At 66.8% G+C, this 14,674-nt stretch carries 11 protein-coding genes and 4 pseudogenes; 6 read left to right on the top strand and 9 right to left on the bottom strand.

What is annotated here, in order from left to right; all coding sequences use genetic code 11:
• The first annotated feature begins 912 nt into the window (after positions 1 to 912).
• Together AB0B91_RS61750 and AB0B91_RS61745 are read left to right on the top strand one after the other, a co-directional pair.
• Positions 913 to 2,658: an MOSC and FAD-binding oxidoreductase domain-containing protein gene (locus AB0B91_RS61750; RefSeq protein ID WP_358342137.1), complete on the top strand. Its 1,746-nt coding sequence runs from the start codon at positions 913 to 915 to the stop codon at positions 2,656 to 2,658.
• Positions 2,659 to 2,665: 7 nt separating this feature from the next.
• Positions 2,666 to 4,087 carry a PLP-dependent aminotransferase family protein gene (locus tag AB0B91_RS61745; RefSeq protein WP_358342136.1) on the top strand — a complete coding sequence of 474 codons (1,422 nt, stop codon included), beginning with the start codon at positions 2,666 to 2,668 and terminating at the stop codon, positions 4,085 to 4,087.
• 376 nt (positions 4,088 to 4,463) lie between these two features.
• Here AB0B91_RS61745 and AB0B91_RS61740 read toward each other — a convergent pair whose 3' ends face one another.
• The gene (locus AB0B91_RS61740) at positions 4,464 to 4,781 is read right to left on the bottom strand and encodes a hypothetical protein (RefSeq protein ID WP_358342134.1); all 318 of its coding nucleotides are present in this window, start codon (positions 4,779 to 4,781) and stop codon (positions 4,464 to 4,466) included.
• A gap of 41 nt (positions 4,782 to 4,822) precedes the next feature.
• Between AB0B91_RS61740 and AB0B91_RS61735 the strand changes: the two are divergent.
• Positions 4,823 to 5,914, top strand: a pseudogene (locus AB0B91_RS61735) (IS630 family transposase); the annotation flags it as partial.
• A 196-nt stretch (positions 5,915 to 6,110) separates the two neighbouring features.
• On the opposite strand, the gene AB0B91_RS61730 reads toward AB0B91_RS61735, so the two are convergent.
• Positions 6,111 to 6,290 (bottom strand): metalloregulator ArsR/SmtB family transcription factor, encoded by a 180-nt coding sequence (locus AB0B91_RS61730; RefSeq protein WP_358342132.1) that lies wholly within the window; start codon positions 6,288 to 6,290, stop codon positions 6,111 to 6,113.
• 359 nt (positions 6,291 to 6,649) lie between these two features.
• Here AB0B91_RS61730 and AB0B91_RS61725 point away from each other — a divergent pair, with 359 nt between their 5' ends.
• Positions 6,650 to 7,096: a hypothetical protein gene (locus AB0B91_RS61725; protein ID WP_358342130.1), complete on the top strand. Its 447-nt coding sequence runs from the start codon at positions 6,650 to 6,652 to the stop codon at positions 7,094 to 7,096.
• Here the strand turns inward: AB0B91_RS61725 and AB0B91_RS61720 are convergent.
• The 7 genes and pseudogenes from AB0B91_RS61720 to AB0B91_RS61690 all read right to left on the bottom strand — a co-directional run bounded on the left by AB0B91_RS61720 (position 6,995) and on the right by AB0B91_RS61690 (position 13,322).
• Positions 6,995 to 7,573, bottom strand: a complete 579-nt coding sequence (locus tag AB0B91_RS61720) for a transposase (protein ID WP_358342128.1) — start codon at positions 7,571 to 7,573, stop codon at positions 6,995 to 6,997. The two genes, AB0B91_RS61725 and AB0B91_RS61720, sit on opposite strands and share 102 nt — an antisense overlap.
• Positions 7,574 to 8,778: 1,205 nt before the next feature.
• Complete coding sequence (locus AB0B91_RS61715; RefSeq protein WP_358342191.1) at positions 8,779 to 8,988, bottom strand: hypothetical protein; 210 nt, start codon at positions 8,986 to 8,988, stop codon at positions 8,779 to 8,781.
• Between the two features lie 226 nt (positions 8,989 to 9,214).
• Positions 9,215 to 9,832: pseudogene (locus tag AB0B91_RS61710) on the bottom strand (reverse transcriptase/maturase family protein); the annotation flags it as partial.
• Between the two features lie 3 nt (positions 9,833 to 9,835).
• On the bottom strand, positions 9,836 to 10,210 hold the full coding sequence (locus AB0B91_RS61705) for a hypothetical protein (protein ID WP_358342126.1): 375 nt from the start codon (positions 10,208 to 10,210) through the stop codon (positions 9,836 to 9,838).
• 748 nt (positions 10,211 to 10,958) lie between these two features.
• Positions 10,959 to 11,077 (bottom strand): annotated as a pseudogene (locus AB0B91_RS61700) (IS5/IS1182 family transposase); the annotation flags it as partial.
• An 88-nt stretch (positions 11,078 to 11,165) separates the two neighbouring features.
• Positions 11,166 to 12,344, bottom strand: a complete 1,179-nt coding sequence (locus tag AB0B91_RS61695) for an MFS transporter (RefSeq protein ID WP_358342124.1) — start codon at positions 12,342 to 12,344, stop codon at positions 11,166 to 11,168.
• 210 nt (positions 12,345 to 12,554) lie between these two features.
• A complete protein-coding gene (locus AB0B91_RS61690) occupies positions 12,555 to 13,322 on the bottom strand; it encodes an SDR family oxidoreductase (RefSeq protein WP_358342122.1) in 768 nt (255 codons plus the stop codon).
• 275 nt (positions 13,323 to 13,597) lie between these two features.
• On the opposite strand from AB0B91_RS61690, the gene AB0B91_RS61685 reads away from it, so the two are divergent.
• On the top strand, positions 13,598 to 14,212 hold the full coding sequence (locus tag AB0B91_RS61685; RefSeq protein WP_358342120.1) for a TetR/AcrR family transcriptional regulator: 615 nt from the start codon (positions 13,598 to 13,600) through the stop codon (positions 14,210 to 14,212).
• A 175-nt stretch (positions 14,213 to 14,387) separates the two neighbouring features.
• A pseudogene (locus tag AB0B91_RS61680) lies at positions 14,388 to 14,576 on the top strand (hypothetical protein); the annotation flags it as partial.
• Between the last annotated feature and the right edge of the window lie 98 nt (positions 14,577 to 14,674).

The following is a 14,674-nucleotide window of genomic DNA, read 5'->3' as shown; positions in this document are numbered from 1 at the left end:
GTCGTGTTCGCGGAGCAGGCGCATGACGGTCACCGCCGACGGGTGACGGCCCTTCTTCGCGCCGCTGGTGATGACGAGCCGCGCGGCGATGTCGCGCAGGCTGAGGTCCGCGCAGGTAGAGGGCCATGGAGAGCATGTGATCGTCGGTGACGTCGGTGCCGCCTTTGGCCCTGGCCGCGGGCGGCTTCGTGGCCTGCCAAGGTGCGGTCGCGGATGCGATCGCGTTCCATCCCTGCCAGGGTCGCCAGCACGGTGAACACGACGCCGGAGGGGTCGTGTGAGGCCTGCATGTTGCTGGACCTTTGATCTTGCTCTTGGTGATCAGTAAGCGAAAGACCCCGGCAGCGGCTGACGGGGTCTTTGGTGTGCGGCTTGGCGCTGGGAGGTTATTTCGCTGAGTCGGCATCCTTGGTGGCCTCGGGCGTACGCCCTCAACGGCACCGACCACCACACTCATGACGAGCAGAACGCGGCGATCGGTGCCTACGTCCGTTGGCGCAACGCCCGCGCGCAACCGAAGACCAGCTTCGCCGCCAGCTCACCCGTCCGAAGTTGGACCAGTTACCCGGCCAAGGTTGCTTAACGAGCCACTAGGAAGCTACGGCGGTCAGGTCGACGCCTCGAATTCGACCCGCAGTTGGTAGCCATGGCGGGATCCCCTGCTGAGTAGGCGAGCAGCCCATGTCTGACCGGCATGAGTACTAAGTATGCATACGCAGTATGTGCTACTCAAGGGTCCGCATTTAGGACGCGGCGTTCCGCGTCCGCCACTGCCGTCGCCCTCACGTCGGACGTCGTAGCGCACGTGTCGGAGCTTGCTGGATTGGGCTGCCTGGCGCATGTGCTCAATATAGCGATTGTGCAAGCACGATATGTGGACGATGGGAAGATTGTACTGTTACTTTTGAGGCTATGGCACAGGACTTCTTCGGGGCGCTGCTCTCAGTCAACGTCGGGGAGGCGAAGCCGATGATCGTCCAAAGGGAGACGATCATCACCGGCTTCGACAAACGCCCCACGGATGGCGCGGTACGGGTCGAGGCGAGTGGGCTGGTCACGGACGACCACGTCGACGATGCGGACGATCTGGATCGTGCACTGCTCTGCTATCAGCGCAGCTATTACGACAGCTGGGACAGCGAGCTCGGCCGTCAGCTGCCGCACGGCACCTTCGGCGAGAATCTGACCATCGACGGGCCCGTGGATGCCGAGGTTATGCTCGGCGATGAACTGCGCATCGGCGAGGTCCGCCTGCGGGTGACGCAGCCGCGCATCCCCTGTCGGAAGATGGCGGTGCGGCTCGGGGAGGAGGACTTTCCGACCCGCTATCTGCGCAGCGGACGGATAGGCTTCTTCTGCAACGTGGTGGAGCCCGGTCTCGTGCGGCCCGGCGACAAGATCGAGCTGGTGCGCCAGGGTGAAGACGGTATGTCCGTGGCCGACCTAGCCCGCCTACTGCATCTGGAGCGACCCGACGTCGAGGCGCTCAGCCGCGTGCTGGCCTGCTCCGCGCTGCCGCTCGCCTTGCGCACCAAGGCCGAGAAACTGCTCTGTCGCGCTCAGGGAGGAGACGACGCGTGGTCCGGCGACCGTCCGCTCGTTGTCACGGCCCGCCGCCGAGAGGCAGCCGAGGTGGTCTCGTTCGAGCTGGCCGACCCGGATGGCTCGCGCTTGCCGGACTTTGAGGCGGGCCAGTCCTTGACCGTGTCGCTCGATGTGCCACGTAGCGACAAGCCTGTCGTTCGGACGTACACGCTGGTCGGGCGTAGTGAGGACGACCATGGCTACCGCATCGCCGTCAAGCGCGAGCCTGCCCCGTCCGAGTCGCCAGATGCGCCTGCCGGGGTCGCCTCCGGGCATCTGCACTCGGAGGTTGCGGTGGGCTCACAGCTGCTGGCGCGCTCGCCGCGCGGGCGGTTCGTCGTCAAGCCCGGCAACCGGCCGGTGGTGCTCATCAGTGCGGGAATCGGGATCACGCCGATGCTCGCCATGCTTGAGCAACTTGCCGAGCTCGAGCCGGGACGCCCGGTCTTCTTCGTACACGGGGCTCGCTCGTCGCATGAGCTCGCCTTCGGCCCGCACGTGCGCCGCCTGGTTGCATCCAGTGAGCTGCTGCACAGCCATCTGATGTTCAGCCGCCCCGTGCCCGAGGATGCCCTCGGACGGGACTTCGACGAGGCCGGGCGGCTCACCCCCGCCGTACTGGAGCGGATCCTGCCTTCGCTGGAGGCGGACTACTACATCTGTGGGCCTGCCGACTTCATGGAGGACATCGTCACCGGCCTGGTCGAGTGGGGCATTTCCGCTGACCATGTGAACTTTGAGTACTTCGGGGCGGCGCGCTCTCTGTTCGGCGACGAGGAGGCGGAGGCCGCTCCCATCGCGGTGGACGCCGATGGACGGCCGATCGTCGTGACCTTTGCCCGTTCAGGGATCGCTGTTCCATGGCGCGAGAACACCTTCAGCCTGCTCGCGCTGGCTGAACAGGCCGGTCTGCGCCCCGAAGCTTCATGCCGCACCGGGCTGTGCGGTATATGCGTGTCCAGGATCGACGACGGCGAGATCGAGTATGCGATCGACCCGATGGACGGTGTGCAGCCAGGACAGGTAACAGTGTGCTGTGCTCGTCCCACAACGAGCGTCATGATCGATCTGTAGGAGAATGATGTCGGCCAACCCCAGCCTGTTCACGGACCTGCTGGACGACAACGTCCACACAGGACCGGTTTACCGGCGCATCGCGGAGGCGATCGCCACCGCCGTGGCGACCGGCCGCCTGGCGGCAGGGGATCGACTGCCACCTCACCGTGAGCTGGCGCGTGACCTGGGCGTCGCCGTTCCGACGGTCAGCCGTGGATACCGCGAGGCGGAGCAGCAAGGGTTGATCAGCAGTACCGTCGGGCGAGGCACCTTCGTCTCAGGCATTCCCCACCTGCGAGACACACCGACTCCCGGGCAGTCTGCCGGTGCCTGGCGACTCGACATGGCGGTCAACGCCCCGGCGAGAAGTATGCATGAGAATCTGCTGCGCAAGGCGCTCACGACGGTGTCCACCACCGTCGATGTCGGCGCGCTCCTCGGCTACGAGCCCGACATCGGCAGCTACGAGCATCGCCAGACCGCGTGCAGGTGGCTGGCACGCAGCGGTCTGGAAGTCGACCCTGAGCAGGTGGCGATCTGCCATGGCGGCCAACACGCCCTCCTTGTGGCGCTTACCGCGTCGCTCCGGGCGGGCGAGATTCTCCTCACTGAGGCTCTCACCTATCCCGGGGTCAAATCCGCCGCCCAACTGCTGGGCATCAGCGTATCCGCCGTTGCACTGGACGCGGAGGGGCTGATTCCGGAGGCGCTGGAGGAGGCATGCGCATCTGGTACAGCGCCAAGGGCGCTGTACTGCATGCCCACGGCCCACAATCCGACCGCCATCACCGTTTCGCTGCAGCGGCGGCAGGCGATCGTCGACATTGCCCGCCGCCACGACCTGCTGATCATCGAGGACGACGTCTTCGGGCTGCTGGTCGAGGACGCCGACGTCACCCCGCTGGCCGCACTGGCGCCCGAACGCACCCTCTACCTCACCAGCCTGTCCAAGACCCTCGCGCCGGGGCTGCGCTGCGGTTTCCTTGCCGGACCGCCGGAGATGGCCGACCGCCTCGGTGCCCTCATTCGCGCGACCATCTTCAACCCGTCGCCGCTCTCGACCGCCGTCGCCATGCGCTGGCTCGACGACGGCACCGCAGACCGGCTGCTCGACTGGCAACGCGAGGAGATGGCGCGCCGACGAGCGGCGGCCGCGCATCTCCTGCGCACACACCCGGCGGTCAGCCACGTCAGGACCGCCGCGCTGCACGCCTGGGTGGAGCTGCATGAACCATGGAGCGCATCCGAGGTGGTCGTGCTCGCGGACGGCCTGGGCATCTCCATCAGCCCCACGGTGTACTTCGGTGCCGGCGACCAGGTCCTCCCCCGGGGGGTCAGGCTGTGCCTGGGCAACGCCGCCGAGGTCGGCACTCTGACCGCCGCGATCCGCACCCTGCTCGGCGGCCTGGAACGAGGGCCGACATGGGCGTCGGGCACCCGCGTCTGACGTCTCCTCACCCACAGAGGCATCCATCCGCGATGCACTCATGCGACCCGCCGCGTCGCAGGACCGCCCTGGCCTGCGGCTCCGAAACAGCCCTCTTCGAACGCTTCAGAGCTGCAGTCGGTGACGGTTTTCACCCGAGGCCGCTGCGCGGGCCAGCCCTGAATAGCAGGCAACGATCTTGTCGTGTGCCATGGCAGCTCTCTCCTCAGTCGCAGGTGGGAGCGACGGGTACGGGATTGCCCATCACCACGTCGGCGGCGGTGGGAAAGTAGCTCACGCAGGCGTCGTTGATCCGGTACAGGCTCGCCTCGCCGTGTTCTTACGTTCCACCAGCACCAACCGCAACTTAGTGGTCTCGCCCGTAAGTTCTTCGGGGTCAGTGTCCGAGGTAGAGGCCGCAGGCGCAGTCGAGGGCTTCTTGGGGGCTGCCGGCCGTGAAGCCGGTGGGCAGGATCTGGTTCTCGTATTTGCCGCTGCTGGCGAGGTAGAGCCCGAATCCCCAGGTGGAGGCCGAGCCGCCGTAGCGCAGCCGGATGAGGGGTAGCCGGTCGCCGTCGGCCAGTTCGCCTTCGATGTAGGCGAACTGGCCGTGGTAGCGGACGTGCAGGCTGCTCAGCTGGGGCCAGTGGTCGCGGGCGTGTTGGCGCAGCCGCTGAGCAAGGGAAGTCTTGGTCGAGTCTGGGATCGCGGGCATGAGAGGTATCTTGCCGCCCCCGGCGTGTCGATCATGGTGGGGTGGGTGGATCGGGCAGGGTCGGGCGGTCCCCCGAAGATCTTCCCGAGTGCCCCCGAGTGCCCCTTCCCCGTGCCCGCCAGATCGTCCTGGCCGCGTCCCAGCGGCATCGGCTCAAGAAGCTGGCCTACTCCCGCACCGCCCCCTACCAGCAGGTCGTCCGCGTCCGGATCGTGCTGGACGCCGCCCGCGGCTACTCCAACGCGCGTATTGCCGTCCGGCAACAGGTCCATATCGACACCGTCCGGACATGGCGCGGCCGCTATGCCGACCAGGGGATAGACGGGTTGACCGACCGACCCCGCTCGGGCTGGCCACCCCGTTTCACCCCCGCCCAGCGGGCCGAGGTCAAAGCACTGGCCTGCCAACTGCCGGCCGAGACCGGAGTGCCGTTGTCGCGGTGGAGCAGCAGCGAGCTGGCGGCCGAGGTGACCGGCCGGGGCATCATCACGGCGATCTCGGCATCGACCGTCCGCCGGATCCTGGCCGCTGCCGTGCTCAAGCCCTGGCAGCAGCAGTCGTGGGTGTTCATCCGCGACCCGGATTTCGCGATCAAGGCCGCCCGGGTGCTGGACCTCTACCAACGGGTCTGGGACGGCCACCTGCTGGGAGACGACGAGTACGTGATCTCCTCGGACGAGAAGACCTCGATCCAGGCCCGCTGCCGCTGCCACCCGACCCTGCCACCGGGAAGAGCCCGGATGATGCGGGTCAACCACGAGTACGACCGTGGTGGATCGTTGGCCTACCTGGCCGCCTACGACGTCCACCGCGCCCGTGTGTTCGGGCAGTGCGCGGCCAAGACCGGGATCGTCCCATTCATGACCCTCGTCGAGCAGGTCATGACCACTGAGCCCTACGCGTCGGCGAAACGTGTGTTCTGGGTGGTCGACAACGGCTCCAGCCACCGCGGCAAGGCCGCCTGCGACCGGCTGGCCGCACGGTTCCCCAACGCAGTGATGGTGCACACCCCCGTGCACGCCTCGTGGTTGAACCAGGTGGAGATCTTCTTTTTCATCGTGCAGCGCAAGGTCTGCTCACCCAACGACTTCACCAGCCTTGACCAGGTCGAAGACCGGCTTATCGCCTTCGAGCGTCGTTACAACGAGACCGCCCGGCCCTTCACATGGGAGTTCACCCCGGCCGACCTCGAGGACCTGCTGGCCCGGATCGAGCGACACGAACAGAAAGAGCACTCCCAGCAGCCCACCGGCTACGCCCACCAGCCTGCCGCCAGCAGCTACGTGAACCCCCGAAGAACTTACGGGCGAGACCACTTAGCCAGGATCTTCAATGGTGGGACACGGTCGACTGCCCCACCCCGGACGCGGTCACGATCTCGCCCACGGTCATCGGACCGCGGCGTCTGGCCAGCAGCGACACGATCTGGATGCGAGTGGCATCGGCCAGCGCCTTGAACCAGCTCGCATACTCCTCGGCCCGTCCCAGTGGCTCAGCGGAAGTGTCCATCGAGAATCGACGATAATAGATTGATCACGAGATCGCTGCTGCGATCTCGTGACTGCGGATCATCCGTGGCGGGAGGAGGCACTCCTGGCAAGTCCTGGATGAGCAGGCGTCCTGCGCTGGGCAGGTCAGGGACGTCCCAAATTCGCGATTCTCGTTCGCTGCGCAGCTGGATGACCCACGGACAGCGGGATTGCTGGAGGGCATCGCGTTGCATCACGCCCTCCAGGACAAGCGCGTCCGTGTATGCCTCTCATTGTCACCCTGACAGCGCTCTGCCGCTCCTTATCTACTGAGGGTGATTTCAAGTTTCCGACCGAGCCATCCTCGCCCGGCGGGCCTCCCCTGTCGAAGGAGCGCAGATGACCATCTCCCTGGTCGTGTCCCTCGCCGATGCGATAACAATTCATCATGGAGAGCCGCTGGTCGGCACCGTGCGGGTGGATGGGTCCAAGAATGCCGCGCTTCCGCTGATCGCCACTGCCGCGGCGGTCGGCCGGCTCGTGCATCTGGGAAACGTGCCCAGCTGCCAGGACGTACGCACACTGCTCGACCTGCTACGGCGATGCGGCTACAGCGTCGCGCGGTCGGCCACCAACACCGAAGAGGTCGCCATCCTGCGACCTCCCAATGGCCATGCCCCGCCCGAGCTTGCGGAGGTCAGCAGCATCCGCGCGTCGTACTACCTGGTGCCCGTTCTGTTGGCCTCATGCGGTGAGGCGCGGCTGCCGTGGCCGGGCGGCTGCGCGGTGGGAGAGCGAGGCATGGACCTGCATTTCAGGATTTATGAAGCGTGTCAACGGCCATGAGGATGCCCGGGTAGATGGTCTTGGGTTCTGGCTCTGGCCCACCTTCGGGATGCTGTTAGTGATCTTCGAGGTCATTCTAGGGTTGTGGGTCGCCAGCCGTTGGCAGAGTTGTTGGAACGGGCTGATCGGACGTGGTGGGCGGTCGGGGATGATGTCGGGGGTGTAGTGGTCGGCGAGGCGGGTGACGTTGGTGCCGGCTGCGGTCAGGATGTGTTGGACGTGGGTTTTGGCGAGGCCTTTGTAGCGGCAGTTGCGTAGGCCGTGGGCGCGGGTGGTTTCGGAGACGGTGGCCTCGCAGCCGGCGCGCAGGGCGTAGCGGGCCTTCCAAGGTTCGGTGTGCTGCTCGGCGCGGTTGCGGGTCTGGATCTGCTGCAGCGGCTTGGGCAGCAGGGTGAGGTGGCGGCCCTTGCCGCTGGCGTCGCCGGTGCAGGAGGCGCGGTCGGGGCAGGCCCGGCAGGCCGCGCGAGGGAACAGCACCGACAGACGGGGCTTGCCGTCGCCGAGGGTGGGTTTGAAGGCGGGCTGGTCACCCCGCGCGGGCAGGTGACGGTGTGATCGTCCCAGTTGACGTGGAAGTCTTCCTTGGTGAAGCCGGGCCGTCCGCGGGGGTCGGCGCGAACCGGTCCGATCAGGGCGATGCTCCACTGCTGGGCGGTGTGGTGGATAACATCCGGGGTGACATAGCCGCTGTCGACCAGATGCTCGACCGGCTTCAAGCCGCTGGCGGCCAGGCCCGCGTGGATGTCGTCCACGGCGTCGATGTCCTGGACCGGCGCGGGCCGGGTGAGGACGTGAACGATCACGATCGGGACGCTGTCGTCGCAGGTCTCGCTCTGATGATCCCGGTAGCCGACCCACTCGGCTTTCGTGGTCGTCTTTCCTTCTTTTCGGCAGTAGCGGGCTTCGGGATCGTGCGGGCTGACGATCTCGATCCCGGACCACGGCACCCGGGCCGGGTCCGGCTTTTCGTCGCTTTCCTCGCCGGACGATCGGCGCGGCCGGCCGTGGCGGCTCTGCCGGTCCCGGCTGGACTTGGCGGCCCGCCAGGCCAGATCCCCGCGGGAGTCTGTCCAGTACTGCTGCACCCACACCTGACGCAGCACCTGCACCCCCGGCAGATCCCGCAGCCGCCGCGGCGCGCCGGCCGCATACACCGCCTCCAGGACCGTCATGCCGTCCCGGCCGATCTGCAGCACGTGCGCGGCCAGGTCATCCTTGCCGCGCGGCAGCCGGTCATAGCGGACCGGGCGGCCATACCGGCGCGCCCACTCCGGGGCGATCAGGGCGGCCAGCCAGTGTGCGTCAGCGGCGGCGAGTTCCTCCAGCGCGACCCGCAGCGTCTCCCCGACCAACTCGACGCGATTCAGCTTGCGGACCGCGGCCAGCACGTGCGTGGAATCGGTACGGACCCGGCCCCGCTGCTTGACCAGTCCCGCCCCGACGAGCCGTTGCACACGCCAGCAACCGATCCGCCCGATCATCTTGGGCTATCCGGTCCTGGAACTCCGACAGCACCGAGTGGTCGAACCCCGGATCGGTCAGCTCCAGCCCGTGAAGTCGGTCCGGAGCGCGGTTCCGGCCTTTCGACCGGCCCGTTTCTCCGGACCGCTTCCCGCACCCGCCGTGCGCCTCTCAACGCAACGGGCGCTCCACAAGTCCCTCGGGGTTTGCAGTGGTTGTCCTCATCCCTTGGTCGGCCATGGGGAAGGGATTGCTGAGCCGCGGTAGCGGTAGCGCGTGGTGTGCACCCTCGCCGGGCTGAACAGTTTCCGTTCTTCGCTGACCGGCCACCAGCCGCCGCCGCAGAAGCGGCGGCGCAGGTCCCTCCAATTCATCCGAGGGTGTTTGCGCCGTAACCACCAGATGACCCGGCCCCAGACATACGAGCTCAGGTACTGGAAGGTGGCGCTGGAGACTCCCGGCCGGAAGGTAGGCGCACCAGCCCCGCAGCATCTGGTTGAGGCAGATGAGCAGGGTGTTGAACGGCAGGTCGGTGCCTGTCCTGCGGCACTGCGTCTTGACCTTGGCCATCACGGCCGCGAGGGCCTTGCGAGAGGGGTAGATGTAGACGTAGTGCTTGTTGGTACCTTGCTTGCGGTGGCGCTGGATGCGCCAGCCGAGGAAGTCGAGGCCCTCGTCGATATGGGTGACCAGTGTCTTCTCCGGCGGCAGACGCAGGCCCATCGTGGAGAGGACCTGAGCGGCCTCTTCCCTGAGCGCCTCCGCGTCGGCTTTGGTGCCCGACACGACCAAGCACCAATCGTCGGCGTACCGGATCAGCCGGTAGTTCGGCAGTCCGCGACGGCGGCGTTTCTGCCGGTCGTTGAAGGTGCTCGCCGGACCTCCCGGACCCCGGGCGACGTGCTCGTCCAGGACGGAAAGGGCCACGTTGCTGAGCAACGGAGAGAGGATTGACCCTTGCGGGGTACCCGTGCTGGTCTCTCGGAACGCCCGATCCTCCCCGAGGATTCCGGACTTCAAGAACGCCTTCACCAGGGCCAGAACACGTTTGTCTCCGATGCGTCTGCGCACCCGGTCCGTCAAGGCCGAGTGCGAAATTTCATCGAAGCAGGCTTTGATGTCGCCCTCCACGATCCACTCATAAGAGTGAGAGGTGAGATGGCGAACCTCGGCCACCGCGTCGTGAGCCCGGTGGTTCGGACGAAAGCCGTAGGAGCACGGCAGGAAATCCGCCTCGAAGATCGGCTCCAGCACCAGCTTCAGGGACGCCTGCACCACTCAATCGGTCACGGTCGCGATCCCCAGCCGACGCCACTTGCCGCCGGACTTGGGGATCAACCGTTCCCGAACCGGGAGCGGGCAGAAACTCCGGTCCTTGATCGAGGACCGCAGCCCGTCGAGGAAGTTCTCGACGCCCCGCACGGTCTCCACGTAGCAGGCGGTCTCGCCATCCACTCCGGCCGTGCGGGCTCCCTTGTTGCCCCGCACCCGAGCCCACGCGACCAGCAAGAACGCGGGATCGGCAACGAGATTGAACAGATCACTGAACCTGCGATGAGGATCCTCGCGGGCCCACCGGTGCAGCTTCGTCTGGATCTCCAGTACCCGGCGCTCCGCCTTGAGCAAGGCGTACTCCAGTTCGTCGGTATTCACCGGCGACACCCTCCTGGTCTTCCCGCCCTTCCACTGCTGACTTGCTGTCCTCCTTCGCCATGTACGCGCCTTTCGCGCGCTCGGACTACTACGAGGACCCCGCCACGCTCCGATGCCATCAGCCGACGACGAACCTGCCCTCCGCCCGGCTGGCTGCCGGACTTTGGGCGGCATCGGACCGCTTCCCACGTTCACCGCTATCCGGTTGTCGAGTGAGCCGCCCAGCTGTACCCCGGCAGCATCGCCATGCCTACGCCGCAGACCTTCGACATGGCCTCCGGGCCAGCCGAGGAGGAGGTGCCGCACGCCCGGCAGGCCGCCGGCCCGCTCTCGGTATGCGCCGTGACCAGCACGTAGTCCCCGTGATCGGTCGCCTTGTCGACCACCAGTTCGGCCAGGTGAGGGAAGAAGATCCTCAGACAGCAGGCATCGCCCGCCACCGCATGCTGCGCACAGAGCACAATGAACCTCGCGGCCGCTCACGTGACGATCAAGTTCTTGGACGAACAAGATCCTCACGGAGCGGCCGCACCGGTACGGGGTCCGTTACCCCATTGCGATCACCCCTGGGCGAGAGTCCCGACCACCGTCCGTGACGCCACCACACAAAGATCGCCAGAGCCATCTTCACAGAGCGTCATCAGTGGTTGACGAGCTCAGCCCACCCGGCGACGACTTCTCGGCGATCGAGGTCGGTCTTCGACCAATCCCCGACGAGCTTGTCGATGTAGTGCTCGAACCGCCGAATGGCCTGGTTGACGGCCGTTTGTTCCCGTGACAGTCGTGGCCGATGCCGGTGACGCTTGAACGGGTCCTGATCGTGCCACGCGCGCCTTGGTATCCCCTGTCCGCGAATGTCATCACATTGCCGCCGCCAGTGCGTCGACCAGGCCGCCAGCCCGAGCCGCGGTCGTGCGTGGCCCCCGGCAGGGCAGGCGACGCCCCATCCGCAACCTCACGGGTGGGCCTTGAGAAGGCCGCTCGCCCAGGTCGCGGGCAGGGCCACGGCGCATACCAGCAGGCCCATCACCACCACTGACGCGGGTCCGAAGCTGTCCAGGCTCCAGCCGCCGACCAGGGCCCCGATCGCGATTCCGGTGTTGACCGCCGAGGCAGGCAGCGTCGCGGCCAGGTCACGGCCGGGCCCGGCCAGGCTGACCACGCGATATTGCAGGGAGGGCACCAGGCCGAATCCGACCAATCCCCACACCAGCAGGGCCAGCGCCACCAGCACGGGACTGGTGCCTTGCAGCCACAGTGCGCCCAGCGCGGCGATGAGCACCAGGTTGGCCAGGACCAGAGTCCTGGCCGCGTTGCGGTCGGCCGCCCATCCTCCGGCGAACGCGCCCACGGCGGTGGCGGCACCGTAGGCCAGCAGGAAGGCGCTGATCCAGGCCCCGGACACACCTGTGACCTGCTGCAGGAAGGGAGTGATATAGGTCAGCGCGGCGTACTGGCCGCCGAGCAGCAGGAAGCCGATCACCAGCATCGCCAGCACCCGGGGCGCGAGCGCGAATTGCGCCTGTGCCCGAAGCCCGCCCACACCTGTGACGGTCACCGACGGGACCAGCGCCAGCAGCGCGACGAGCGCGATCAGCCCCAGCACGATGACGGTGAGGAACGCGCCGCGCCAGCCCAATCCCTGGCCGATCAACGTGCCGATCGGCACGCCCAGCGCAATGGAGACGGCGACACCCCCGATGACGATCGAGATCGCCCTGCCCATCCGATCCGGCGTCACGATGCTGATCCCCACCGCGAAGGCGACGCCGATGAACAGGCCCTGCATCGATCCGGTCAGCACCCTGGCCACCACCAGAACCGCGAAATGCGCGGCAAGGGCCATGACCACGTTGCCCAGCAGATAGACCACCATGGCCAGCCACAACAGCCTGCGGCGGCCCACGCGTATGGTCAGTGCCGTCAGGACGGGGCCGCCGACGGCCAGCCCGAACGCATAGCTGGTCACGAGCGTGCCGGTGCTGCTGAGTGATACCTCGAGATCCTTGGCGATCAAGTCCAGCACGCCGACGACCAGCAGCTCGGCCATCCCCATGACGAACGTTCCCGAGAACAGCGCGGCCAGGGCCAGGCCCACCCGCTGATGCGCTCGTGGTGTCGAAGTCACGCTCACGTAAGCCTCCTATGCGTTAGGGCACCCTCCCTAACGTCGGTGTCTCTGATGCGGGCTAGGAGCGGCTAGCCCCGATGAGGGCAGTCGCCAGACCACTTGAACGGCAGAGCGGCTCCACCGCAGCCGGCCGCCGTGACCTGCCGACAGCCCATGGCGTGACCGGCCCGCCGCAGATCGGCGCCGATGGCTCAAACCGTCAACCTTCAGGCTCTAACGTGCCAAGCGAGGCCCTAGGAAGAGGCCGCCGTTGACCTCGAGCGTCTGACCGTTGACCCAGCGCGCGTCCTCGGAGGCGAAGAAGGCGACCACGTCACCGATATCGGCCGGCTTGCCGGGGCGGCCCAGCGCTGTCAGATCGGAGATGGCCTGTGCGACATTGCTGTCGCTCAGCCAGGCGTTCATGTCCGTCTCGGTGACACCCGGGGACACCGTGTTGACGGTGATTCCGCGCGCGCCCTGAGTGTGCGCGAGCGATCGGCTGAAAACGTTCAGCGCCCCCTTGGACATGGCGTAGACGATCTCCGGAATCGCGAACCATGTCACTCCCGAGGAGACGTTGATGATCCGGCCGCCGTCGGGCATCAGGGTGAGCGCGCGCTGGGTGATGAACAGCGGTGCCCGCACATTGATCGCGAACACGTGCTCGAACTGCTTCTGGGTGGCCGTGTCAATGGTGGCGTCGTAGTCCATGATGCCGACGTTGTTCACCAGGATGTCCAGTGGTCGCCCCGCGAGGCCTGCTTCCAGGCCAGTGAACAGGGTGTCCACATCGCCGTCCACGCCGAGTTCAGCGCGCACGGCGAAGGCCTGCCCGCCGGCGGCCTGAATCGTCGCCACGACGTCCTTCGCGGCGCTTTCGTTGCTGCCGTAGTGCACCACGACGAGGGCGCCCTCGGCGGCCAGGCGTTCGGCGATGGCCCGCCCAATGCCCCGCGATGCCCCTGTCACCAAGGCCGTCTTGCCTGTCAGACCTGTCATGTGAACGTCCTTCGTAAGGTAAGGAGGAGGATGAGAAGCCGATCGGTTCTGCCGCGTTGGAGCCATGTGGCGCCGGACAGCGCTGGTGGCATGCGACACTCCTGGCGGTGCACGTCCGGCTCATTCGCAAACGAGCCGGAACTGACGGCGAGGAGTTTGTTAGGGATCGTCTCCTAACAAAAGGTACACAACCCCTCCTGTCTGGTCAACCGCCCAGAGCTGATCTGGACCCACTATCGCTAGGGAACCTCCCCTAACGTGAGTAGACTGGTGGTATGACCAGCTCGAAGGTCCGCAAGCGACGTACATCGGCAGAGACCCGCGAACACGTGCTCGAGGTCGCGCACGATCTGTTCTACTGGAACGGCATCCGCGCTGTAGGAGTGGACAGGATCGCGGCCAAGGCCGAGATCGCTCCCGTCACGCTCTACCGGCTGTTTCCGTCGAAGGACGACCTCGTCGCCGCCTACGTCGAACGCACCGAGCGTGACTACCGGGAATGGTTCACCGCGGCGACGCGGGCCGACGGCCGTAGCCCCCGCGACCGGATCCTGGCACTGTTCGACGAACTCACTCTTCAGACCCAACCGCACTGCAGCCGGGGATGCCCCTTCCTCATGACCTTGACCGAGTTCCCCGACCCCGACATCGTCTGCCACCAGCACGCCGTGGGCCTGAAGAGGTGGGCTCACGCGCGCATGGTCGAACTCAGCGAGGAACTCGCCGAGACGAGCCCGGTTAGCGACCCGGCCGGCCTGGCCGACCACCTCACTCTGATCATGGAGGGCGTTTACGCCTCGGTTCAGGCTCTTGGCGCCGACGGGCCCGCGCGCCGAGCCCGGTCGATCGTGGAGGGGATCCTGCCCTCCGAAGGATCAGAGCAGGCGTGATCCGGTAAGCGACACGAAAGAACAGCACACCTCGTCCCAAAGGGTTGCACCTGGAGAGTGGGCTACGCGGCACGAGCAGTGGCGATGTCGTTCTGTTGCCGGTCGATGCAGGTGACCAGGGCGCGGGCAATCCCATTGCAAGGCGCACCCAGCGGGGTGGGCGCGTACTTGTCGGCGTATCGCCCGTCGAGGGATTGAGTCCAGTCAGCGACTGGGCCGTCACCGCTGGGTGGTCGAGAGGGCCGTCTCCTGGCTGGCCGGTTGCCGTCGCCTGCACCGCCGCTACGAGCGGCGAGATGCTCAGCCAGGCGGACCGAAGCGTGGTGGCACGTTGATGATCCGGCCGCCCTCGCGCACCTTCTGAGAGCCTGCTGGCAAAGGCCTTTGGTCGCTGAGTGCGGGCAGGGATGGTCCGGGCGGAGCCTCTTCAGGTGATGTGGCCGCGAACAGGAGCGGGCTCCT

This window comes from Nonomuraea sp. NPDC049141 (assembly GCF_040648415.1).
In the GTDB taxonomy this organism is placed as follows: domain Bacteria; phylum Actinomycetota; class Actinomycetes; order Streptosporangiales; family Streptosporangiaceae; genus Nonomuraea.
Note: the sequence above shows the minus strand (reverse complement) of the source record. Positions and strands in the feature narration are given on the sequence as shown.

Bases quoted from the DNA above. Each gene is read 5' to 3' on its own strand.
- AB0B91_RS61750 (WP_358342137.1), top strand. From the start codon at position 913: ATGGCACAGGACTTCTTCGGGGCGCTGCTCTCAGTCAACGTCGGGGAG.
- AB0B91_RS61745 (WP_358342136.1), top strand. From the start codon at position 2,666: ATGTCGGCCAACCCCAGCCTGTTCACGGACCTGCTGGACGACAACGTC.
- AB0B91_RS61740 (WP_358342134.1), bottom strand. From the start codon at position 4,781: ATGCCCGCGATCCCAGACTCGACCAAGACTTCCCTTGCTCAGCGGCTG.
- AB0B91_RS61730 (WP_358342132.1), bottom strand. From the start codon at position 6,290: ATGGACACTTCCGCTGAGCCACTGGGACGGGCCGAGGAGTATGCGAGC.
- AB0B91_RS61725 (WP_358342130.1), top strand. From the start codon at position 6,650: ATGACCATCTCCCTGGTCGTGTCCCTCGCCGATGCGATAACAATTCAT.
- AB0B91_RS61690 (WP_358342122.1), bottom strand. From the start codon at position 13,322: ATGACAGGTCTGACAGGCAAGACGGCCTTGGTGACAGGGGCATCGCGG.
- AB0B91_RS61685 (WP_358342120.1), top strand. From the start codon at position 13,598: ATGACCAGCTCGAAGGTCCGCAAGCGACGTACATCGGCAGAGACCCGC.